The sequence below is a fragment of the Leeuwenhoekiella palythoae genome, from assembly GCF_020310025.1.
GTDB lineage: Bacteria > Bacteroidota > Bacteroidia > Flavobacteriales > Flavobacteriaceae > Leeuwenhoekiella > Leeuwenhoekiella palythoae.
In genome coordinates this window covers 167,754-192,185 of record NZ_CP084318.1, presented here as the reverse complement: position 1 = coordinate 192,185, position 24,432 = coordinate 167,754, and the positions used below count along the sequence as shown (strand labels likewise).

At 39.7% G+C, this 24,432-nt stretch carries 18 protein-coding genes; 12 read left to right on the top strand and 6 right to left on the bottom strand.

The features are described 5' to 3' along the window. Window positions 1-103 precede the first annotated feature (103 nt). The 3 genes from LDL79_RS00755 (at window position 104) to LDL79_RS00745 (ending at window position 4,814) form a co-directional block, all read left to right on the top strand. Complete coding sequence (locus tag LDL79_RS00755; RefSeq protein WP_225598777.1) at window positions 104-2,497, top strand: glycoside hydrolase family 31 protein; 2,394 nt, start codon at window positions 104-106, stop codon at window positions 2,495-2,497. Window positions 2,498-2,588: 91 nt separating this feature from the next. Further along, window positions 2,589-3,401, top strand: a complete 813-nt coding sequence (locus LDL79_RS00750) for a M48 family metallopeptidase (RefSeq protein WP_072982625.1) — start codon at window positions 2,589-2,591, stop codon at window positions 3,399-3,401. 81 nt (window positions 3,402-3,482) lie between these two features. Beyond that, window positions 3,483-4,814, top strand: a complete 1,332-nt coding sequence (locus tag LDL79_RS00745) for an MFS transporter (RefSeq protein WP_225598776.1) — start codon at window positions 3,483-3,485, stop codon at window positions 4,812-4,814. 58 nt (window positions 4,815-4,872) lie between these two features. On the opposite strand, the gene LDL79_RS00740 is transcribed toward LDL79_RS00745, so the two are convergent. From LDL79_RS00740 to LDL79_RS00725, 4 genes are read right to left on the bottom strand one after another with little or no spacing between them, the layout of a single operon-like run. Next, entirely contained in the window at window positions 4,873-5,601 is a 729-nt protein-coding gene (locus LDL79_RS00740; protein ID WP_225598775.1) for a head GIN domain-containing protein, read from the bottom strand. Window positions 5,602-5,619: 18 nt separating this feature from the next. Then, the gene (locus LDL79_RS00735) at window positions 5,620-6,723 is read right to left on the bottom strand and encodes a hypothetical protein (protein ID WP_225598774.1); all 1,104 of its coding nucleotides are present in this window, start codon (window positions 6,721-6,723) and stop codon (window positions 5,620-5,622) included. Next, the gene (locus tag LDL79_RS00730; RefSeq protein ID WP_225598773.1) at window positions 6,704-7,255 is read right to left on the bottom strand and encodes a hypothetical protein; all 552 of its coding nucleotides are present in this window, start codon (window positions 7,253-7,255) and stop codon (window positions 6,704-6,706) included. The genes LDL79_RS00735 and LDL79_RS00730 overlap by 20 nt, the downstream gene beginning before the upstream one ends. Before the next feature lie 2 nt (window positions 7,256-7,257). Further along, window positions 7,258-7,815: an RNA polymerase sigma factor gene (locus LDL79_RS00725; protein ID WP_225598772.1), complete on the bottom strand. Its 558-nt coding sequence runs from the start codon at window positions 7,813-7,815 to the stop codon at window positions 7,258-7,260. A gap of 227 nt (window positions 7,816-8,042) precedes the next feature. Between LDL79_RS00725 and lon the strand changes: the two genes are divergently transcribed. The 5 genes from lon to LDL79_RS00700 all read left to right on the top strand — a co-directional run bounded on the left by lon (window position 8,043) and on the right by LDL79_RS00700 (window position 15,151). After that, window positions 8,043-10,493: an endopeptidase La gene (lon, locus tag LDL79_RS00720; RefSeq protein WP_167596766.1), complete on the top strand. Its 2,451-nt coding sequence runs from the start codon at window positions 8,043-8,045 to the stop codon at window positions 10,491-10,493. A gap of 114 nt (window positions 10,494-10,607) precedes the next feature. Continuing rightward, entirely contained in the window at window positions 10,608-11,627 is a 1,020-nt protein-coding gene (gene porQ, locus LDL79_RS00715) for a type IX secretion system protein PorQ (protein WP_225598771.1), read from the top strand. Between the two features lie 38 nt (window positions 11,628-11,665). Further along, window positions 11,666-12,361: a (d)CMP kinase gene (cmk, locus tag LDL79_RS00710; protein WP_225598769.1), complete on the top strand. Its 696-nt coding sequence runs from the start codon at window positions 11,666-11,668 to the stop codon at window positions 12,359-12,361. A gap of 20 nt (window positions 12,362-12,381) precedes the next feature. After that, the gene (locus LDL79_RS00705) at window positions 12,382-13,551 is read left to right on the top strand and encodes an MFS transporter (RefSeq protein ID WP_225598768.1); all 1,170 of its coding nucleotides are present in this window, start codon (window positions 12,382-12,384) and stop codon (window positions 13,549-13,551) included. Between the two features lie 169 nt (window positions 13,552-13,720). After that, the gene (locus LDL79_RS00700; protein WP_225598767.1) at window positions 13,721-15,151 is read left to right on the top strand and encodes an NAD-dependent succinate-semialdehyde dehydrogenase; all 1,431 of its coding nucleotides are present in this window, start codon (window positions 13,721-13,723) and stop codon (window positions 15,149-15,151) included. A gap of 54 nt (window positions 15,152-15,205) precedes the next feature. On the opposite strand, the gene LDL79_RS00695 is transcribed toward LDL79_RS00700, so the two are convergent. Beyond that, window positions 15,206-16,630 carry an amidohydrolase gene (locus LDL79_RS00695; RefSeq protein WP_225598765.1) on the bottom strand — a complete coding sequence of 475 codons (1,425 nt, stop codon included), beginning with the start codon at window positions 16,628-16,630 and terminating at the stop codon, window positions 15,206-15,208. A gap of 238 nt (window positions 16,631-16,868) precedes the next feature. Here LDL79_RS00695 and LDL79_RS00690 point away from each other — a divergent pair, with 238 nt between their 5' ends. Both LDL79_RS00690 and LDL79_RS00685 read left to right on the top strand, forming a co-directional pair. Continuing rightward, entirely contained in the window at window positions 16,869-18,560 is a 1,692-nt protein-coding gene (locus LDL79_RS00690; protein WP_225598763.1) for a carboxypeptidase-like regulatory domain-containing protein, read from the top strand. A gap of 98 nt (window positions 18,561-18,658) precedes the next feature. After that, the gene (locus tag LDL79_RS00685) at window positions 18,659-20,320 is read left to right on the top strand and encodes a carboxypeptidase-like regulatory domain-containing protein (RefSeq protein ID WP_225598762.1); all 1,662 of its coding nucleotides are present in this window, start codon (window positions 18,659-18,661) and stop codon (window positions 20,318-20,320) included. On the opposite strand, the gene LDL79_RS00680 is transcribed toward LDL79_RS00685, so the two are convergent. After that, window positions 20,317-21,159 carry an alpha/beta hydrolase gene (locus LDL79_RS00680; RefSeq protein ID WP_225598761.1) on the bottom strand — a complete coding sequence of 281 codons (843 nt, stop codon included), beginning with the start codon at window positions 21,157-21,159 and terminating at the stop codon, window positions 20,317-20,319. The genes LDL79_RS00685 and LDL79_RS00680 overlap by 4 nt on opposite strands. 192 nt (window positions 21,160-21,351) lie before the next feature. Here LDL79_RS00680 and rpsA point away from each other — a divergent pair, with 192 nt between their 5' ends. Together rpsA and LDL79_RS00670 are read left to right on the top strand one after the other, a co-directional pair. Further along, complete coding sequence (gene rpsA, locus LDL79_RS00675; RefSeq protein WP_225598760.1) at window positions 21,352-23,235, top strand: 30S ribosomal protein S1; 1,884 nt, start codon at window positions 21,352-21,354, stop codon at window positions 23,233-23,235. 303 nt (window positions 23,236-23,538) lie between these two features. Next, a complete protein-coding gene (locus LDL79_RS00670; protein ID WP_225598759.1) occupies window positions 23,539-24,345 on the top strand; it encodes a M23 family metallopeptidase in 807 nt (268 codons plus the stop codon). The last annotated feature ends 87 nt before the right edge of the window (window positions 24,346-24,432 follow it).

The following is a 24,432-nucleotide window of genomic DNA, read 5'->3' as shown; positions in this document are numbered from 1 at the left end:
AGCACGCAGTGTTAACGTTGTAGTTGATATCTTTTAGTTTTGACCCCTAGATTAACTTCGGAAACCTTTAATTTAGTAATCCTAACACCTTACACAGGCTATTATGATTATTAATACTGAGTTAGAACAAAAAGGAAATCAATTTCCAAACGAGATCAAAAGCGTTCGACAAGAAGTCGACACATTATACTTCACCACCCAAAACAATGTAATCTTAGAATTGACCGTATTACGTGATAGCGTGATTCGGTTTAGGTATGGGACCCGAGGGATTCTCGAGGATGATTTTTCATATGCGATAGATCCCGAAAATCACATAGGGTACAACCACTTAGAGCTTTCTGAAAACAAGAATTTCTATATTGTAACCACTTCTAAGTTGATCATAAAGATCGAAAAGATTAGCTTGCAATCAAAGATTTTAGACCGGGAAGGCAACGTGATCAATGAAGATGAAATAGGCTTTCATTATGAAGAAAGTTTTACCCTTGGCGGAAATATCGTCAAAATGAGCAAGCGCTCGCATCCGGGGGAAGCTTTTTATGGGATGGGCGATAAACCGGTGCACCTCAATTTACGCGGAAAACGCGTTTCTAATTGGGCGACAGATTCCTATGCTTTTGGGAAAGATACAGATCCCATTTATAAATCGGTGCCTTTTTATATTGGTTTGAAAGATAAACAAGCCTACGGAATCTTCTTTGATAATACTTTTAAATCAAGTTTTGATTTTTGTCACGAGCGTCTTGATGTTACCAGTTTTTGGGCTCCGGGCGGGGAAATGAATTACTATTTTCTTTATGGACCGGGAATGAATGAAGTCGTTGAAAATTATACGCATTTAACCGGAAAACCTGAGCTTCCGCCTCTATGGACTTTAGGCTTTCAGCAGTGTAAATGGAGCTACTATCCGGAAAGTACAGTCAAAGGAATCGCTAAAAAGTTTAGAGACCTAAAAATACCGTGTGATGGAATTTACCTGGATATCGATTATATGGATGGGTTTCGATGCTTCACTTGGAATAAAGAATATTTCCCCGATCCTAAACGCATGGTCAAAGAACTTCTTGATGATGGGTTTAAAACCATTGTGATCATTGATCCGGGAATAAAGATCGATCCGGAATACTGGGTTTATAAAGAAGCTTTAGAAAATGATTACTTCTGTAAGCGTGCCGATGGTCCTGATATGGTAGGTAAGGTATGGCCGGGAGAATGTGCATTTCCTGATTTTACCAACCCGGAAGTACGGGAGTGGTGGGCAGATTTATTCAAAGAACTGGTGCACGACATTGGTGTGCGCGGGGTATGGAATGATATGAACGAGCCCGCCGTGATGGAGGTCCCCGGAAAAACTTTTCCAGATGATGTGCGTCACGATTATGACGGGCATCCTTGCAGCCACCGAAAGGCTCACAATATTTATGGTACTCAAATGGCACGTGCAACCTATGAAGGTGTAAAACGTTACGTGTACCCTAAACGTCCATTGGTAATCACCCGTTCTGCCTACAGTGGTGCGCAACGTTATACTTCGTCGTGGACCGGCGATAACGTCGCGACTTGGGAACACTTATGGATCGCCAATAATCAAGTGCAACGTATGTGTCTTTCCGGGATGTCTTTTACAGGAACAGACATTGGCGGATTTGCTGAACAACCTACAGGCGAACTCTTTGTGCGCTGGATTCAACTCGGGGTTTTTCATCCGTTTTGTAGAGTGCATTCTAGCGGACATCACGGGGATCAGGAGCCTTGGTCTTTTGACGATGAGGTTACCAACGTTACCCGAAAATTCATTGAATTACGTTATACCTTACTTCCTTATTTGTACACCGCGTTTTATGAGTATGCAACCGAGGGTGTTCCTATGCTGAAACCTTTAGTGTATTTCGATCAAGAGGATGTGCATACGCATTATCGTACCGATGAATTTATCTTCGGAAACCATATTCTGGTGTGTCCTATTTTAGAGCCTAATTCTAAAGGACGTCGTATGTACCTGGCGCGTGGTCGCTGGTATGATTTCTGGAATAATGAAGTAGTTGAAGGTGGGCGCGAACTTTGGGTGGATGCAGATTTTGACACCATCCCGATTTTTGTAAAAGAAGGTGCGATCATTCCGCGTTATCCGGTGCAGCAATATGTAGGTGAAAAGAAAATCGAGGAGCTTAAGCTCGATGTGTATTATGCTGAAGATACCGTTGAATCTCGTGTTTATGAAGATGCGCGTGACGGCTATGATTACAAAAAAGGGCGGTACAGTTTGAGAAATTTCAAGCTAACCGGAAAGGCAAAGGACTTGAGTATTCAACAGTTTAAAACAGGAACCTTTGAAACCGAATATGAGTATATTAAACTCAATCTCATTGGGCTGCCTTTCAGTATCAAAAAGATCACGGTTGATAATGTGGCTTACGACTTAAATAATCTGGATAAAAGGGAAAAATATTTAAAACTGCCTAAAGAATTTTCGGTAGTGCATATGATAGGATAATTTTCACAACTTGTACTAAAGTTAAGCTAATTGTTAAAATAGAATTTGGCAGAATTTGTAATTTCAACCCACTAACCTTTAATAGTTTAAAATGAAAACGAAAAAAATACTCGTCGCACTAGCGACTATATTTCTGATTATAAGTTGTAAAACAAGTCCGTTTACCGGAAAGAAAACACTTAATGCGTACAGCAATGAGACCATTTTTCCAATGGCATTTCAGCAGTATAATGAATTTCTTGCACAAAATACGGTAGTAAAAGGTACCGCCGAAGCACAAATGGTGCAACGCGTAGGAAACAAGATAGCAAAGGCTGCTGAGAGATATATGACGGCTTTAGGTTACCCCAATTATCTAGATGAATATAAATGGGAGTATAATTTAGTTCAAGATGAAGCGATCAATGCTTTTTGTATGCCGGGAGGTAAGATTGTGGTTTACACCGGGATTTTACCGGTAGCTCAAGATGAGACTGGTTTAGCGATGATTCTTGGTCACGAGTTGGCACACGCATTGGCAAATCACGGTGCGCAGCGTATGACCGCACAACAAGGACAATCAATTGTGGGTGCTGTTGGTGGCGTAGCCCTTGGAGATTCTCGTGCTGGGCAATTGTTTAATCAATATTATGGTACAGCAAGTACGGTAGGAGCGATCTTACCTTTTAGCCGTAGTCACGAAAGTGAAGCAGACGAGATCGGGACCATCATTGCCGCAATCGCCGGTTATGACCCTTATGAAGCACCAAAACTTTGGGAGCGTATGAAGGCTCAAGGAAGTTCAGGTACTCCAGAAATCCTAAGTACACACCCTTCGCCAGATACGCGTATTGCAGCGCTTACTCAAATCGCGCCGCGCGCAGAAGCTGAAGCAAAAAAATTCGGGGTTACTACATTTAAGTAGAATAACGCAAAAATAAAAATGAAAAGCCGCTCTATTGAAGCGGCTTTCTTATTTTAGACGCTTCAATAACAACCTAAGTTTATGGAAGCTTTACCTAAAGGAAGTAAAAAACTTTTGAACGCCTGGGCGTTTTATGACTGGGCAAACTCGGTGTACAGCTTGGTGATCGCCTCTGCTGTTTTTCCTATTTTTTACGGCGCACTCACACTTGTAAAAGATGAAGATGGAAAAATACTGGATGACACGGTAAATTTTCTTGGATACGATTTTAATAACGATACGCTCATCAGCTACGTCACGGCGGCTGCTTTTTTGGTCGTTTCTTTTTTGAGTCCGTTTTTGAGCGGAATCGCAGATTATGTAGGGAATAAGAAAAGCTTTATGAAGTTTTTCTGCTATCTGGGTGCGATTTCTTGTATAGGTCTTTTTTGGTTTAATATGGACTATCTCTGGTTTGGGCTGTTGTGTTACTTTCTTGCCTTGATAGGATTTTGGGCTAGTTTAGTGTTCTACAATTCATATTTGCCGGATATCGCTTTTCCTAACCAGCAGGATAAAATAAGTGCAAAAGGCTATTCTTTAGGTTATATAGGGAGCGTGATTTTACTCATCGTTTGTTTAGCGATGATCTTGATGTATGAGACTTTTGGTTTTGAAGATGAAGGTTTGCCAACACGTTTATCATTCGTGCTTACAGGGTTGTGGTGGATAGGCTTCAGTCAGTACACTTACTATTATTTGCCCAAAGGAAACAAGAAAGAGAAGCTAACCAAAAATGTAATGTTCAACGGTTTTAAAGAACTACGCAAAATTTGGAAAAAGCTGAAAGAAGATAAACCGATGCGTACCTACCTGAGTGCATTTTTTGTGTACAGTATGGCGGTTCAAACGATAATGCTTATCGCCACTTATTTTGGGATCGAAGAACTCGATTGGGGAACTACAGACAGCACCACCGGACTTATCGTAAGTATTTTATTGATTCAGTTGGTTGCGGTTCTTGGTGCCTGGCTTACCTCAAAAGCTTCGGCTAAGTTTGGCAATATTCAAACCTTGATCGTGATCAATTGCATTTGGATCGCGATTTGTATTTATGCTTATACAATCACCACGCCGTTTCAGTTTTATTTTACTGCTGCTTTTGTCGGTCTTGTGATGGGTGGGATTCAGTCGTTGTCGCGTTCTACGTATTCTAAATTGATTCCGGAAGGGGAGAAGGATACCGCTTCGTATTTCAGCTTTTACGATGTTTCAGAAAAAATAGGAATTGTGATCGGGATGTCTACTTATGGATTTATAGCAGACCAATACAACATACGTAATGCTATTTTATTCTTTATTGTATTCTTTATCGTAGGTGTAATTCTATTGTTCTTTGTTCCGCGGAAGCGTATTGTAGAACAAGCAGAATAAGAAAATGGCTGCCCTTTTCGGGACAGCCATTTTCCAGATTTGATTGATGAAAATTTTCTTAATTGCTCACACTTCCTGAGCCTACAACTTTAGAATCTACTTTGTCAGGTTTACCGGTATACACGATATCTCCTGATCCTGCTACGGCTGCCTTTAAGGTTCCGCCATTACAGTTTAAGCTGATGTCACCAGAACCTGCGATGCTGGCCTCAGCATCATTGCTTTTTAAATCTGCAGCGTGTAAGTCACCGCTTCCTGCTACTTTTAAATGAGATTTTTGCGTGCTTCCGCTAAGCGAAAGGTCTCCGCTTCCGGCTACTGATGCGGTTATTTCTTGCGCATTAACTTCAAGAATCATATCGCCGCTACCAGAAACCGAACATTTAAAATCCTGTGCATTGATGACATCTTTAGAGGTAACGTCACCGCTTCCGGCTAGGTTTACCGCTTCAAGATCTTTAAAGGGAACTGTAATAATGATATCCTTATTGCGGCTGGTTCTCAAGCTAACGCCATCTTCGGTATAGATTTTAAGCTTATCGCCTTTAACTTCGGTGATAATATATTCCTGAAGATTTTCTTCGGCCTCTACGGTAATTTTTCCTTCGGCTCCTGCCACAAGAATTACATCAAATGAGCCTGCAATGCCTACTTCATCGTAGTCGCTTACGTTGCGGGTGTCAGTAATAGTATTTCCGTTTCCAGTTACTTTTTTGCCGCCCCACCATTGTGCGTTAACCGTTGAAGAAACGAGCGCAATACCTAAGATTAGAATGATTTTTTTCATTTTTTGATTGATTATTAATTAATTGACTTTATAAAAACTTACTCCTCCATATTCTGAGTTGATGTTCACGTTATTTTTTGCTGAAGCGCTTCCGTAGTAGCCCTCGTAGTATTTATCTGAAGATTCGATCTGGCGTTTGGTGATCTCAAAATCTTCTTCGCCGTTCAGCCCTGCATAATCCAGTTTTATAATAAAATTGAATTGATAAGCAGCATTGTAACCAATTTTTACTCCGGCGTATTCTGAGTTGATTCTCACATTACCGGCGCTGGCGGTAAGCTCGTCAATGCGTATCGAGCCATAATCCATATTGAGGTCAACCGGCCCGCTGATTTTGCCAAGCTTTACGCTTAAATAGTCTGAACTTCCCTTGATGGCCTCTGCGGCATCAAGATTAAGACCACCGTAATCGCAAGAATATTGCAAGTTCTTTATGCTTCCGAAGGTTGACTTGGTATAATCTGCGTTGAGTTCGATATTCCCTCCTTTTTCCAGCGTAAATGCACTGTAATCTGCTCTGATCTTTCCGCTTTTCATATAAGCGATATTAGAGTTGTTAGTGTAATCAAAACTCAGCAGGTTATTGTCTGCAAGCAATTCGCCTAAATCTAAATGTCCATAATCACAAGATATTTTTGCCTGGCCTTTGATCTTGTCTATTGAAATCCCGCCATAATCGTTGCTAAGATCAACTTTGTTTGTAACAGGAACTTTGATCTTATAATTGATCTCCATATTTACATTGTTTCCTCCTGAGGTCCAGCTGCTCCACCACGAACTACTTGTGCTTTCAATTTCGGTGCGTGCAGCAACCATATCTGCAGAGGCTTCAAAGCTTACTTCGATCTGATTAAGTTTTTTGATGACTTTGTCCTCGTCGTTACCGTTGGTTTTAATGTGCACCTCGATAACCACTTGGTTTTGATCCCAAGAAATGACATCAACGTTGCCGTAGCTGTTGTTGATTTTAAGCAACGCATTAACATTCACATTGTATTGCTTGCTGATCTTCTTTTCTTTAGTATACCTGCCTTTAAAGCGGTCAGGATCATTGCCGTTTGCAAAAGTTACCGCGCTGGTAACTAGGAAAAGAAAAAGATATTTATAGTAATTGGTCTTCATATACGTCGTTTTTAATTTTTTTAATTGATTCGATTTCTTCTAAAACTGTATTGAGCAGATCTATACGTGACTGAAAGTTGGCGATCATCGCATAAATCACACGCTTGTCTTCACCGCTAGTAGCGAGATCTTCGGTAAGCTCTTGGTAATCCTTTTCTAAAGCTTCAAGCTGAATAAGAGCATCCTCTACCAATTCTTGCGTTTCAGGAGTTCGAGCCTCGTTGATATTATACAGTTCTTCTTCAATAGCTTTGGTGAAAAAATCTTGCGTCTTAGCCATTTCAGGGGAAACTGCAGCTAACTCCGCGCCGTTATTTGCAGGCTTAAGGGTTGCGTAACCTGCAAAAACAATCAGTACAATTGCAGCGGCAGAAGCAAGGGGTTTCCACCAGTCTAACTTTTTGACGGTTTTTTCTTCTACTTGTGTCTCTTTGAGTTTGTTTAAAAAGCGCAGTTCGTGACCATCGCCGGGCTCGGCAATGTCAAAACAGTCGCGCTGTTCTTCAAACCAGTTTTCTAAATTCGGTTTCATAATTATTCGGTGATTAGCTCACTCAATTTTTTTCTTAAACTTTCTTTTGCTCGGGAAACTGTGGTTCTGCAATTGGCATAACTTATTCCCAGAATGTCGCTCATTTCTTCATAATCGTAACCTTCGATCAAATTCAGGGTAAGCGCCATTCTATAATTTTCTTTAAGATGATTCATCGTCTGTAAAACGCGTTGCACCTCGAGATGGTTAGTGTCGCATTCAGTAATGCCTTGATCTTCTTCTAACTTGTAAAGTGTATCATCGAGATCGTCTTCTTTGAGTCGGTTACGTTTGTTATAACTGCTGATGCTGTTATTGACGACAATACGTTTTAACCAACTACCAAAAGTTGTTTCACCGCTGTACGAATCAAGCTTTGTAAAAGCACTTAAAAACGACTCTTGCATTACATCTTCGGCTTCGGCGCTATCTTTTACAATACGTAGCGAAGTATTGTACATAGCTTTATAATACCTTTTGTAAACCGTAAGCTGCGCGTGCTGATTTCCGTTTTTACATTGCTCTAAAAGCAGATCAATATGATGGTTAGTTGTATTCAATAGGTTAATGCTTCAGTATAAAGATACGTCGGTAAGCAGTTTGTTACAGTTCTGCGGAACTTTTTTCCATCAACCCTAAAAGTTAAGGTGGCATAGGAATTGAATTATAGAAGTAAAGAAAGATACTAAACAGCTTAAAAGCCCATTATTAAAGGGTTTAAATCAAATAAAAAAGATCGCATTGTTTTCAAAAGAATTGAAATCGTGACAATGTGGCGTTAAATAATATGGCTAGAACAAAATTTACAAATCTTGACAATCTGTCATTGCAGGACTTTGAAGGTGATGCTGAGTTAATTCCGTTGATGACTCCTGAGGATGAAGATGAGATCAATAGAGAAGAATTACCTGAAACCTTACCTATACTTCCTTTAAGAAATACCGTGCTATTTCCCGGTGTTGTGATCCCGATTACTGCCGGGCGTGATATGTCTATCGACTTGATCAACGAGGCGAATAAAGGTTCAAAAATTATAGGTGTTGTTTCTCAAAAGGATGGTGAAGTAGAAAATCCATCTGCAGACGATATTAATACCACAGGTGTGGTGGCGCGTATTTTACGTGTGTTGAAAATGCCTGACGGAAATGTTACCGTGATCATTCAGGGTAAAAAGCGCTTCAATATTGCTGAAGTTATCACCGAAAAACCATACTTGGTGGCGACGGTACGCGAAGTTGCTGAAACCAAACCCGAAAAAGATTCTGCTGAATTTAAAGCGATTATCGAGTCGATTAAAGAGCAGGCATTGCAGATCATTAAACAATCCCCTAATATTCCTAGCGAGGCAGGTTTTGCGATCAAAAATATTGAGAGTGAATCGTTTCTTATCAATTTTGTGAGTTCTAATATGAACTTGAGTGTTGAGGAAAAACAAGGCCTTTTGGAGATCAATGATCTTCAAGAACGTGCGTTACAGACGTTGCGCTATATGAATACCGAAATGCAAAAACTGGAGCTGAAAAATGACATTCAGAGCCGTGTGCATAACGATATGAGTCAGCAGCAGCGTGAGTATTTCTTGCATCAGCAAATGAAAACCATTCAAGAAGAATTGGGTGGTGTTTCTCAGGAAGATGAGATTGAAGAAATGCGTCAGCGTGCGAAAAAGAAAAAGTGGGATGAAAAAGTGGGTAAGCAATTCAAAAAAGAGCTTGCCAAAATGCAGCGAATGAATCCGCAGGTTGCAGAGTACAGTATTCAGCGTAACTATCTGGATCTGTTTTTGGATCTTCCATGGAATAAATTCAGCAAAGATAAATTCGATTTAAAGCGTGCTAAGAAAATTCTTGACCGCGATCATTACGGATTAGATGATGTTAAGAAGCGAATTATTGAATATCTCGCAGTATTGAAACTGCGTAACGATATGAAGTCTCCAATTTTATGTCTTTACGGCCCTCCGGGAGTTGGTAAAACTTCTTTAGGAAAATCGGTTGCCGAGGCGCTAGGACGTGAATATGTGCGTATGAGTTTAGGTGGTTTGCGTGACGAGGCCGAAATCCGCGGACACCGTAAAACCTATATTGGTGCGATGCCGGGTAGAATTCTTCAGAATTTAAAAAAGGCAGGAACCAGCAATCCGGTATTTGTTTTAGACGAGATTGATAAGTTGAGTAATAGCAATCAGGGAGATCCTTCTTCGGCTTTGCTTGAAGTGTTAGATCCTGAGCAAAATGCAGAGTTTCACGATAACTTCCTAGAACTTGGTTTTGACCTTTCTAAAGTGATGTTTATTGCTACAGCAAACAATTTGGGTAGCATTCAGCCAGCATTGCGTGACCGTATGGAGATCATCAACGTTACCGGTTATACCATTGAAGAAAAAGTTGAAATCGGGAAACGTCATTTGCTTCCAAAGCAATTGAAAGAACACGGCGTAACCGCAGATCAACTGAAGATCGCGAAACCTCAATTAGAAAAAATTGTGGAAGGGTATACGCGTGAATCCGGTGTACGTGGCTTAGAAAAACAAATCGCAAAAATGGTGCGTTATGCGGCTAAAAATATTGCGATGGAAGAGGAGTACAAGATCAAAATAGACAACCAGACGGTTATTGATGTCTTAGGTTCTCCAAAACTGGAGCGCAATAAATATGAAAATAATGAGGTCGCCGGTGTAGTCACAGGACTAGCCTGGACGCAAGTAGGTGGAGATATTCTCTTTATTGAATCTATACTTTCTAAAGGAAAAGGAAATTTAAGCGTTACCGGAAACTTGGGGAAAGTGATGAAAGAGAGTGCTACTCTTGCAATGGAATATATCAAGTCTAACGCCGAATATCTGGAACTAGATCCTAGCGTTTTTGAAAAGTACAATGTACACATTCACGTACCTGAAGGTGCTACGCCAAAAGATGGGCCGAGTGCGGGGATAACGATGTTGACTTCGTTAGTTTCATTATTTACACAGCGAAAAGTAAAACAAAGCATCGCGATGACCGGCGAGATCACGCTGCGTGGGAAAGTGTTGCCTGTAGGTGGTATTAAAGAGAAGATTCTTGCAGCAAAACGCGCGCACATTAAAGAAATTATTATGTGTGCAGAGAATGAGCGTGATATTAAAGAGATTAACGAAGATTACCTTAAAGGGCTTACGTTCCATTACGTGAATGATATGAGCGAAGTACTAGATATTGCTTTAACCAATGAAAAGGTTAAACGTGCTAAGCAACTTTAAACCTTTAGATACATTTTAATCAAACCCGCTAAGTCACTTAGCGGGTTTTTTAATGGGGCAGAAATAAAGTATACTTGTATACGTTTTGCGATACGGGTTGTTTGATGATTTGATATGATAAAAAAGCTACTTTTAATTTTAGCCTTGTTGACGAGCTTCAGTTTTTGGGCGCAATTGGGAGGTCGCGCGACATATCAATTCTTGAATTTAGTTTCTTCGCCAAAACAAGCTGCGTTAGGCGGAAAATTATTAACTGATTACAGTTACGATCCCACGAGTGGTTTATTCAATCCGGCGACGATCAACCCAGAAATGCATAACCAACTTTCTTTAAATTATGTCAACTATCTGGCTGATGTAAATTATGGGACTGTAGGCTACGCTTATGAATACGATCGGCGGAGCGGCGTTTTTCACGCCGGGGTCACGTATGTAAATTATGGCACTTTTGAAGGCTATGATGAGCGCGGTAATGCCACAGCAGACTTTAGTGGAGGCGAAGTGGCCTTTTCTGCGGGGTATGCTTATAATATTCCGCGGACAGATTTTTTTGTTGGAGCTAATGTTAAATTAATTTCTTCAAAATTGGAGCAGTACACTTCATTGGGTGGCGCTGTAGATATGGGATTTATCTACGTTAATGATGAACTCGAACTCAATATCGCCGGAGTGGTGCGCAATATTGGTACGCAGTTTACGGCTTACGATGTTACTTATGAAAGGCTTCCGTTAGAAGTGGATCTTGGTATATCTCAAAAGTTAGAATACGTTCCTGTGCGATGGCATTTTACTTTAGAGAATCTTCAAAATTGGAATTTAGCTTTTGCTAATCCCGCACGTGCAACTTCAGACCTAAATGGAAATTCTACTCCGGAAAATGTCAATTTCTTTGATGAAGCGCTTCGCCATATGATTTTTGCAGCAGAATTATTTCCAGATAAAGGCTTTAATATTCGGTTGGGGTATAGTGTGCGTAGAGCCGAAGAATTGCGCATTGTAGATCAGCGTAGTTTTGCAGGTCTTAGTGCCGGTTTCTCTGTGAAGTTTAATAAATTGCGCCTGAGTTACAGCTACGCGCGTTACAACACTGCTGCCAGCTCAGGATTCTTTGGTTTAAATATAGATTTGAACTAAAGTCATTACGATACTATTTAATCTTCAAGCATAAACTTTTGAAAAAAATAACCATTGCCATAGACGGCTATTCTTCTACAGGTAAAAGTACAGTAGCCAAAATGCTGGCTCAAGAATTAGGCTACGTATATGTAGATACCGGTGCGATGTATCGTGCCGTAACACTATATGCGATGCGTAAATTATTTATCAAAGCCGGGCATTTTGATAAAGAAGCGTTGATCAGGCATTTATTTATGGTTTCAGTAAAGTTTCAAATGAATGCAGAGACCGGGATTGCCGACGTTTATCTTAACGGCGAAAATGTAGAACGGGAGATTAGAACACTAGAAGTATCCAACTTTGTAAGTCAGATCGCTGCGATTCCCGAAGTACGAAAACTGCTCGTGCAAAAGCAACACGAGATGGGCAAAGAAAAAGGTATCGTGATGGATGGTCGTGACATTGGTACTGTGGTTTTCCCTGATGCTGAGTTGAAAGTATTTATGACCGCATCTGCAGACGAGCGTGCGCGGCGTAGATTTGAAGAGCTTAAAGCTAAAGGCGATGCCGTAAGTTATGAAGCAGTTTTAGAGAATGTTCAGAAGCGTGATAAACTTGATACATCAAGAGCGGATTCTCCGCTTGTGCAGGCAGAAGATGCGATTTTGCTAGACAATACGCATACTAATATTGAAGACCAGTTTCATATTCTTTTACAACTTGCAAAGGACCGTATCTACGGCAGATGCTAATCTTTTAAAATCCCTTTTTAATGAAAGCTACCCAACTTGATCGTGGGCTACTCTACTTGATGGCTGCAGGAGCAGGTCTGGTTGTGGCCAACAATTATTACAATCAACCGCTTCTAAATTTAATGGCCAAAACCTTCTCGGTAACCGAGGCGCAGGTGAGCAATATTCCGCTGGCAACGCAATTGGGATATGCGTTTGGTTTGCTTTTTATCATTCCGCTAGGGGATAAATTTTCTAGAAGAACCATCATTTTGATCGATTTTGTGGCGATCATCGTTTCCCTGTTGGTGACTGCAATGGCGCCTTCTCTTACCGTGCTTACAATTTCTAGTTTTTGCGTGGGTTTTTCTTCTGTAGTGCCTCAGCTGTTTGTGCCGATGGCTGCCCAACTCGCTTCCGAAGAAAACCGAGGTAAAGCCATTGGGATCGTGATGAGCGGTTTGCTGATCGGGATTTTAGGAAGCCGTTTTCTCAGCGGATTAGTAGGAGAGTATTTTGGTTGGCGTTTTATGTATTACGTAGCTGCCGGGATTATGCTTGTTTATGCAGCACTGCTTTATTTTAAATTACCGGATGTCGCCACCAATTTTAAAGGAACGTATTCCCAACTCATGCAATCGCTTTGGAAATTATTTAAAACCAAGCCCGAAGTGCGTATTGCCGGTTTAAGAGGTGCATTGGGCTTTGCAGGATTTAGCGCATTCTGGACCACGCTAGTATTTTTGATGGAAACCAATTTTGGTTACAGTAGTGGTGCAGCCGGACTCTTTGGCGTTTTGGGAATGATAGGAGCTTTAGGTGCTACTATTTCGGGTAAGTTGAATGATAAATATCCGCCCAAAAAGCTTATCTATATTTTTACAGCTATTCTCGTTGTTTCTTGGATCGTTTTTCAATTTAGCGGAAATTCTATTTTTGGTCTGGTAATAGGAGTTTTGTCGGTTGATTTTGGATTGCAATGTTTACACGTAACCAATCAGAATATCATTTTTAATCAAAACCCAGAAGCGCGCAATAGGGTGAATACCATTTATATGGTGCTTTATTTTATAGGCGGAGCCCTAGGTACGGTTACCGGAGCTTACGCTTGGCAGCAATATCAGTGGGCGGGCGTGGCAACTTTGGGGTTAATATATTCCATACTCATTATCATACTTCAGCTTTTATTTCAATGGAAGCATAAACGCTAATTTCATACTTCAGCCTTTATTTGAAGAATCATATGCTAAATTCCCCATAAGATGTGCTTAAGGCTTTATTAAAACTCCTTGTTTCAGTTAGGCTACTCATTAACTTTAAAATAAAAATTGCGGTTGCTTACTATTTAAGTAATACCGAAAACTATTTAAAAGAACTATTATGAGTACAGACATTTTAGATAAGCCCAATGCCACGCAAAAGGCTACAAGTAAAGATACCATTCAAACTATAAATCCTTCTACCGGTAAGCCTCTTGATCGATATAAGATGATGACCGATCAAGAAGCAAGTGATGCCGTTCAAGCTACGCACAATGCTTTTCTAGAGTGGAAGACCTTTCCGTTAGAAAAACGTGCAGCGTTTATTCAGAAAATAGGTAAAAGTCTCGCTAAGCATAAAGAGCAATTGGTCAAATTGATGACTGAAGAAATGGGGAAACTCATCAGTCAGGGGGAACAAGAAGTTGATTTGTGTGTAGGTATCTGCGAATATACTGCGCAAAATGGGCCTAAAGCTTTACAGGATGAAAAGCGTACCCTGCCGCAAGGCGGAAAAGGTGTCATCACATATTCACCACTTGGTGTAATTTACGGCATTCAACCTTGGAATTTCCCTACCTATCAAGTGATGCGTTATACCATCGCTAATTTAATGGCGGGTAATGGGGTTCTACTGAAGCACGCCGAAAATGTGACCGGTTCTGCATTGTTGATCGAAAAAATCATCAGTGAGGCAGGATTGCCAAAAAACATATTTACGGTGCTGAGAATTTCGCACGAGCAATCTGATGCTATCATTGAAAATGATTTGGTACGCGGAGTTACCTTAACCGGTAGTGGAGCAGCAGGAAAAGTTGTTGGCGAAAAAGCCGGAAAAGCTTTAAAGAAAACCGTATTAGAATTGGGATCTAACGATGCATATTTAGTATTAGAGGATGCTGATGTTGATACCGCAGTAGAATGGAGTATTAAAGGACGAATTTATAATAACGGGGAAACCTGTGTTGCTGCCAAACGCTTTGTTGTAACTGAGAAAGTCTATGATGAATTCAAGCAAAAATTCGTTGCCGGAATGGAAAAAATCAAATTTGGTGATCCTACAGATGACACCGTGGATATTGGACCTATGGCGCGTAAGGATTTACGAGAAAAATTGCACGATCAGGTTCAAGAAAGTATTGCTAATGGAGCCGAAGTTTTATGCGGTGGTAATTTGCCCAAAGGTGAAGGCTACTTTTATCCCGCAACGGTTTTAGGTAATGTAAAACCCGGTCAACCGGCTTATGATGATGAGTTATTTGGTCCTGTTGCTTCTTTAATCAAAGCAAAAGATAATGAGGATGCGATGCGTATCGCAAACGACAGCCGTTTTGGTTTAGGTGGTGGTATATTTTCAAAAGATGAAAAAGCAGCTTTTAAACTTGCTAAAAATCATTTTGACACCGGTATGGTATTTATCAACTGTTTCGGCCTCGCACAACCTAATATGCCTTTTGGTGGTGTAAAAGCTTCCGGGTATGGTAGAGAACACGGCGGTTTTGGTATTAAAGAATTTGTAAATGAAAAAGCAATTATGAGTTTAGATAGTTAATTCAAAAATTGCTTAAAGCAAAAATCCCCGTTCAATAGTGAACGGGAATTTTTTTTAGTTACCAATAGGTGGTGGTCCATCGGGGATCATCGCTTTGTAAACATCGTCCCCTTTACGTACTTTAAATTCAGTTTTTACTTCTTCAACAAGATTTGCATCTTCAAATAAATCATACATAGTCATTGACATGGCTTTTGAAGCCATTACCATTCCTTTATGGCCTATTGACATTCCGCCGCAGGCGACCACAGCCCAGGAATGCCAAGGCGTATCTTTAGGAGCGACGGTTACACCGAGATTAATATTAGGTACATTCCAACTCACATCTCCAACATCTGTAGAGCCGCCGCCGGGATTCTCTCTGGTTTCCTCAAAAGGATAGATCTTGCTGTCCATCCCTACTTGAGGTTTATCGGTCATTTCTTGAATCTTCTTACCAAAAGCGATTTCTTCTTCCGTATATTCTAAAGGGCCTAAAAGCTCCAGATTCTCTTGCATTACGGCTCCGCCGGTTCTGTTTACCAAAGTTTCTCTTATTCCGGAAACGAGCGAATACTTATAATCTACATTGGCCATAATCGCAGCACCTTCTGCCATTTTCTTTACCTGTTCAAAAACCGGAAGCATTCCTTTAGTATCGGTATTGCGTACGCGTACCCATAATTTGCTGTAATCAGGCACCACGTTAACCACTTGACCACCATCTTGAATATGGTAATGAATACGTACGGTAGGTTTTATATGTTCACGGTAATAATTGACTCCCGTGGTATACAACTCTAACGCATCAGAAGCACTGCGCCCATTCCAAGGATCTGCCGCAGCGTGCGCCGCTTGACCATTAAATTCTACAATAAAGTCAACCATAGCCAGCGAACTTTGTACATCGGCTTTAGTATCTGCAGAAGGGTGCCAGCTTACATTAACATCAACATCATCCCAAACCCCAGCTTCGAGCATCCACAATTTCCCAAAGAATTTTTCTTCAGCAGGAGTACCTATGAATTTTACGGTGCCTTTAATTTTTCCGGCTTCAATCATCTCTTTAACCGCAATAGCTGCACCCAGGCTTGCGGTCCCAAAAAGGTTATGACCACATCCGTGACCTGCTGCGCCAGCTTTTAGGGGTTCTTTAGTAGGCTGCGCCTTTTGTGAAATACCGGGAAGTGTGTCAAACTCACCCAGAACACTAATAACTGGCTTTCCTTCTCCATAGGTCGCAATAAATGCGGTAGAAATATCAGCAACTCCGCGTTCTACAGCAAAACCATTTGCTTCGGCATAATCGGCAAGTAGTTTTGAAGATTCGGTTTCCTGAAGAGCGATTTCGGCATTTGCCCAGATTTTGTCGCTAATTGAAATCAGATCTTCTTTGTGATTTTCAACGGAAGCAATAAGCTGCTTTTTGTCTTTGGGGATTTTTTGCCCGAAGGCAACTATTCCTGCCAAAAGGAATAGCAATGTAATTTTTGTATTCATACATAAAACATTTTAGTTAGTGCTTTTAAAGTTAGTAAAATCAGACCTAGTCTGTGGCAACACAAGAATTTATGCTGAATTCTAAAATATTGATCTATAAATGGGAGAATCTCTAAAATTGACATTTGATTTTGACAATGTTCTAAATTTCTCGTTCAAGTTCAATTTCTTGCAGCAACATTATATTTTAACTGATATTTTTATATAACTTACTGTAATTGTGAAAATTGAGGTTGCTATGAGAGCTTTTGTTGTTTACTTCTTGATGTTTTTAGGAATTTCATATAGTTTGTTTGCACAAACCAAACAAGAGGTAAGTGGTTATGTTACTAGTTTTGGTACGCCGGTGGTCCATGCAAAAGTGGCTGTCGTGGGTACCGATTTAATAACCGCAACAGATAGCAAAGGTTATTATACTATCGAAGTCACACCTCGGCAGGAATTGCAGTTTTCTTATGTTGGGCTTCAAACTGTAACGATCATCATAGAAGACGTTACTAGAACGCTCAATGTAAAAATGCTGCCCGAGGTTAATGATCTTGATGAGGTGACGGTTAAAGAAAAGATCAAAAAAATAGAACCTTTTTCAGATGAGTTAGGAGAAGACGGCAAACCTAAGTGGATCCCAACCTCAATGGGGCCTATTTTGACTCAAAATGGAGCAACGAGTTATGTCAGGGGAGAGGATTTAAATCTTGGAGCTCCAAATTTAGCATTGGCTCTTGATGGTCATATAATTACCAGGAAATATATTTCAATCTTAGCACCTCAAGATATTTTATGGGATATTGATGGAGTGCTCTTTGACTCTACCAGTGGTAAATTACCACCATTGCCTCCGGTTTCTGAAGTTCATGATGTTATGGTGCTAAGGTCGTTAACACTTACCAATCGTTATGGCTCAAGAGGGAGAAGTGGAGTTATCGTGGTGCGCACTAAAGGCGCTTATTTTTTTGAAAAGCAACAACGTTCTAAGCGATCTTACGTTAACCCAGAAGTATATTCTGAAGATGCCATTGCTTTTAAAAATGTAATTGTTCCAAAACCGAATTATCTAAAAGATTTAGAAAATTCAAATACGCTGGAGGAAGCTTTTAGTATTTATGAAAAGTCGCTTATAAATAATGCTCGCGATGTAGCATTTTATGCAGATGTTGCGCAGTATTTTTATGATAAAAATGCCGCCGATAAAGCACATTTGGTTTTAAGCGAAATGGAAGCCGCTTTTGTAACCAATGCCGAAGCATTGAAAGTACTTGCCTATACCTATGAAGCAAATGCTGATCGTGAAAAAGCGCTTTCGGTTTATAAGAAGATATTCAGACTGCGACCACAATATGCGCAATCGTATCGAGATTTAGGCAATTCGTTTGCTGCTGCTGAAAATTATCAGAAATCCTGGTTGATGTATATGGGCTATATGAATACCGCAGACAGTTTGAGCGGCACAGGAATAGACGCTATTGTTTACCGGGAGATGGAAGCTTTGTATTTTCAGCATAAAGACAAGATCGATGCCGATGCTAAGTTCTCCCTCCCTGAAAATAAAAGCGAACTCGCTTACGACGTTCGTTTAGTTTTTGAATGGAACACCTCTGAAGCCGAATTTGAGCTCGAGTTTGTGAATCCGCAAAATCAGCCTTTCTCAGTGAATCATACCTTGGAGCAAAACCTTGGACGTATAAGAGACGAAAAGCTCAAAGGCTATACTTCAGAAGAATTTTTGATCGATGATCTAGGTTCTGGTGACTGGCTGGTGAATCTCAAATATTTTGGAAATAAGCAGTTTCAACCTACGTTTTTGAAAGTGACAACCTATTACAATTGGCAACAGTCCAATCAAAAACAAAAGGTTGAAGTATTTAAATTAACCCGACAAAATATAAAAATGCAACTGCTTAAATTGAATAACCGGGGTTTGAGAATATAGTCTAATTTAAAGCTTAAAACATAATAAGTTATATGTCAGCAAAAAACAAAAGCTCCTTCGTAATAACCAAAATGGGAATATTTTTACTAATGTTTTCTATGCAAGCATTTGCACAAACCAAGCAAGAGGTAAGTGGTTATGTTACTAGTTTTGGTACGCCGGTAGTCAATGCAAAAGTGGCTGTTTTGGGTACCGATTTAATGACCGCAACAGATAGTAAGGGTTATTATACTATTGAAGTGGCGCCACGGCAAGAATTGCAATTTTCTTATGTTGGTCTTCAAACTGTAACGATCATCATAGAAGACGTTACTAGAACGCTCAATGTAAAAATGCTGCCCGAGGTTAATGATCTTGATGAGGTGACGGTTACCGCCAAAAATAAGAATCAAAGAGATTTTGAAGAAGAATATGGCCCTTACGGCAAACCTAGGAGAATGCCCACAGCAATGGGGTATATAAGCACCGGTGGATCTTCGGCATACTTGAAAGGAGCAAGTTTAAATCAAGCTGCAGTAGATATTTCTAGAGCTATTGATGGCAGAGCAGCCGGACTCGAAGTAAATAGTGAAGGGGAGATTTATATTAGATCGGGTAATTCTATAAATAATAATGTACCAGCCATTTGGGATGTAGATGGAATGATTTATAAAGAGCCTCCATTTATTGATATTTCAAATGTTCAGGATATTCTAATTTTGAAATCATTAAGCCAGGTCAATAGGTATGGTAATATGGCTTCAGGTGGCGTTATTATAGTACGTACTAAAGGCGCTTATTTTGCACAGCGTAAGGAAAAAGTCAACAAGACCTACGGAAATCAACAGGTTTATTCAGATGACGCTGTAGCTGTAGAAAACCTAATTACAGTCACTCCTGATTATCTAAAAGATTTAGAAAACTCAAATACTCCGGAGGAAGCTTTTACTATTTATAAAGAAGCATTGGTCACTAATGCACGGGACGTAGACTTTTATGCTGATGTTGCGCAGTACTTTTATGATAAAAATGCTATAGATAAAGCACATTCGGTTTTAAGCGAAATGGAAACCTCTTTTGAAACCAATGCCGAAGCACTGAAGGTACTCGCGTATACCTATGAAGTAAATGCTGATCGTGAAAAAGCGCTTTCGGTTTATAAAAAGATATTCAGACTGCGACCGCAATATGCGCAATCGTATCGAGATTTAGGCAATTCGTTTGCTGCTGCTGAAAATTATCAGAAATCCTGGTTGATGTATATGGGCTATATGAATACTACAGACAGTTTAAGCGGCACAGGAATAGACGCGATTGTTTACCGGGAGATGGAAGCTTTATATTTTCAGCATAAAGACAAGATCGATGCAGATGCTAAATTCTCACTCCCTGAAAATAAAAGCGAACTCGCATACGACGTTCGATTAGTTTTTGAATGGAACACCTCTGAAGCCGAATTTGAGCTCGAGTTTGTAAATCCGCAAAATCAGCCTTATGTGGTGAATCACACTTTAGAGCAAAACCCTGAACGCATAAGAGACGAAAAGCTTAAAGGCTATACCTCAGAAGAATTTTTGATCGATGATCTAGGTTCTGGTGATTGGCTGGTGAATCTCAAATATTTTGGGAATAAGCAGTTTCAGCCTACGTTTTTGAAAGTTACAACCTATTACAATTGGCAACAGCCTACTCAAAAACACAAGGTTGAGGTATTTAAATTAACCCGACAAAACATAAAAATGCAACTGCTCAAATTAAATAACCGCAATTTGCGCTATTAAGAATTCGCGCGATCTAGAATCCAATTGCTGTAAAACTCAAGAACTTCTTCTTTGTTGAGTTCGCTGTGCGTTTCGTGTCGTAAACCTTCCCAGTGTTTGAAATCGATTTGATCGGGATGACGTGAAGCCAAAGTTTTTGAAGCTTTAAATTTTGTGATATTGTCTTCGGTACCGTGAGCTAAAAGAAGTCTGGTTCTAAAATCAAAGGTTTTATCCATAAGATAAACACCGTTGTCATTTAGCCCAAAGAATAGTTTTAAAGAAGCTTTTCCGTGCACGAGTTGGTCTTCTTTATAGGTTTTTCCAACTTCGGTATCTCTAGAAAGATCTGCCGGGTCGAGTTTCGTTTCTTGCACAGGGTTTAAAGCAAAGGTCAAAGCCATTCTTCCTAAAATAATTTGCATTGCTCCGGGATTCTTAACCAGCTTTAGCCAGGGCGAAGTGACGAGAGCTCCTGCAGGTGGTGCTGCGGTCATCAATAAGTAGCGTAATACGATACCACCACCCATACTGTGACCGTATAAAAATACCGGTGTTTCCGGGTTTTCTTCAAGCGCTTTTTCATAAAGAAAGTCCACTGCAAGAATAAAATCCTGTAAGGAGCGTACTACACCACGTTTGCCGTTAGATTTTCCGTGACCGGGTAAATCTATTGCATAACAGGTGATATTTTTTGCATTAAAATATTCGGCGACGTGTGTGTACCTTCCTAAATGCTCTCCAAAACCGTGAATGATGCAAACCACGGCTTTTTGGTCAGGAGCTTTCGAGACCTTTCCAAAGAGTTCATGTCTAGCGGTTTGCCCTGTAAATGTAGTGCTGGATTTTTCTACTAACATATTTTTTATTTCAGAATAGAAAATTAGAAAAGTTTATGTAATTTTGCACTCCTTTTGACAACGGTTGGAAACCCAAAAGGATGAGGGATTTAAAATGAATCTCTTGAAAACAAACATGTATTTTAAACCTCTTTTACGATTTTGAGTTGTTTAGTTTCCACAAAAGCGTAAAATACAAACTATTAATCAGCAATGGCTGAAGAAAATAAAAAACCAGAAGCTCAGGAAGAAGTTGAGCTTAAGACAAATGTTGCAGCAGCAGAAGAACTTGCTACTCCTGATGCAATTAAAGAACCAAAAGGTTACGAAAGCGCTGCTCAAGCTAATCCTGAGAAATTTCTTGAAGAATTCAACTGGCACAATTACGAAGAAGGAATTGATCCTATCGATGATGACAAGCTAGATGAGTTTGAAAAGCTGGTTGCAGAAAACTTTGTTGACACTCTTGATGACGAAGTTGTTGAAGGTAAAGTAATCAACATCACAGATCGTGATGCTATTATAGACATCAACGCAAAGTCTGAAGGTGTAATCTCTCTTAACGAGTTCCGTTACAACCCAGATCTAAAAGTTGGTGATACTGTTGAGGTATTAATTGATGTGCGTGAAGACGCTACCGGTCAATTAGTATTATCTCACCGTAAAGCGCGTGTGATCAAAGCTTGGGAGCGTGTAAACAAAGCTCACGAAGATGGTACTATTGTTACCGGTTTTGTAAAAGCACGTACTAAAGGTGGTATGATCGTAGACGTATTTGGTATTGAAGCGTTCTTACCAGGTTCTCAGATCGATGTGAAGCCTATTCGTGATTACGATGCGTATGTAAACAAAACAATGGAATTCAAAGTGGTTAAAATTAACCAAGAATTCAAAAACGTTGTTGTTTCTCACAAAGCGCTTATCGAAGCAGATATCGAAGAGCAGAAAAAAGAAATCATCGGGCAGCTTGAAAAAGGTCAGGTTCTTGAAGGTACCGTTAAAAACATTACTTCTTACGGAGTATTCGTTGACCTTGGTGGCGTAGATGGATTGGTACACATTACAGATCTTTCTTGGTCTCGTATCAACCACCCGAATGAGATCGTTGATCTTGATCAGAAACTTAACGTGGTTATCCTTGACTTTGATGAAGATAAAACACGTATCCAACTTGGTCTTAAGCAGCTTAAGAAGCACCCATGGGATGCTCTTAGCGAGACTTTAAGTGTAGGTGATAAAGTAAAAGGTAAAGTTGTTGTAATCGCAGATTACGGTGCTTTTGTTGAAGTAGAAGAAGGAGTAGAAGGTCTTATCCACGTTAGTGAAATGTCTTGGTCTACGCACTTACGTAGCGCTCAGGATTTCGTAAACGTTGGTGACGAAGTAGAAGCTCAGATTCTTACTATGGATCGTGAAGATCGTAAGATGTCTCTTGGTATCAAGCAATTGACGCAAGATCCTTGGACAGATATCACTTCTAAATATCCTGTAGGTTCTCGTCACACCGGTATTGTACGTAACTTCACTAACTTTGGTGTATTCGTAGAATTAGAAGAAGGTATCGACGGTCTTATCTACATCTCAGACCTATCTTGGACTAAGAAAATCAAGCACCCATCAGAATTTACAAACATCGGTGATAAACTAGAAGTTGTAGTTCTTGAGCTTGACGTAGAAGGACGCAAATTAAGCTTAGGTCACAAGCAGATTGAAGACAATCCTTGGGACAAATATGAAGCTGATTTTGCAGTAGGAACTAAGCACACCGGTACAATTGGAGAAATTGTAGACAAAGGAGCAACTGTTGAATTCAACGAGGACATCGTGGCATTTATTCCAGGACGTCACTTAGAGAAAGAAGACGGAAGCAAACTTGGTAAAGGTGATGAGGCAGAATTCCAAATCATTGAGTTTAATAAAGACTTCAAACGTGTAGTTGCATCGCATACTGCATTATTTAAAGAAGAGGAAGCTAAGATTGTTAAGCAGGCAGCTAAGAAAGCAGCTGATTCTGCCGCAGCTAGTGCACCTACTTTAGGAGACGCAAATGATGCTCTTGCAGCATTGAAAAAGCAAATGGAAAAAGGCGGTAACTAAGCCCTAACATTTTCTAATATTAGAAAGCCCTTTAGCACTTGCTAAAGGGCTTTTTTTATTGGTGCTTAAAAATGTATTTGATATTCCCCTTATTGCGTAAAAGTTGATGATTTTTACAAGACCAATGCATTATGGACTTATATTATAATCGTTTTCATTATTTAATTACCTGTTTATATATAGCTTGGGCTTATCTAGGATTTTCTCTTTTTTTGCTAGTGCTTTCGAGTTTTTAGGTTCCCATAACATAATGTACCTTGTTATATTATAAGTTATTTATTTTAGCAATAAATGTTTGTTTAGATGAAATATTATTGGATTCTTCTTATTGTAATTTCAAGTTATGCTCAAGAGCAAAAGTTTAAACTGCACGTTGATCATTCTGATAAAATCATAAAACTCTATGTGGACAATTATCAATATTGCCCAGTGACTTTGAATTTAAGTTATAAGCTTCAAAATTTGCGTCTTTTGAAACCTGATGATACTTCTTATATTATTCCCGCGCGCGCTAAAAAGTTTCTTTTAACTAAACTCGAGCGTATGCATAATAACTTACCGGCGAATTTAAATTTTGACGATAGGTATTTTTATGGGATTAAAAATAACGCTAGAGCTAACCTTCATTATAGTTATCACTTACCTTTTGCGTTAGGGGCTTCAAATTTGGTGGTACAAGGGCCTAATGGGGTTTTAGGGCATAAAGATCAACATGCTGTTGATTTTCGCATGGAATATGATTCCGAAGTTGTTGCAATGCGAGCCGGTATAGTGGTTCAGATTATAGATACATTAAATACGGTCATCAAAGAAAATTCGTGTACTGTAAAAAGCAATATGCTACTGGTGTATCACGAGGATGGTACCTTTGCTCAATACAGCCATTTTAAGAAAAATGGGATTGTAGTAAAAGTAGGAGATCGTGTTCAAGAAGAGCAACTTTTAGGTTATGCGGGCAATGTGAATTTTGGTAGAGAACCTCATATGCATTTCGAAGTTTTTAAAGGACTTGTAAGTAAGAAGGAAAGTATACCCATCTCATTTCTCATTGACTATGGTTTTAAAATAAAAGAGTTAGAAAATTGGAAGTACTACACCAAGTATTATTGATTTTTTACTGAGGATAAGAAATGAGTGTTGCTGTGTTTGTAGCAGCTAATATATTTAGATTCTAAAGTTGATTATAAATGGTTATTT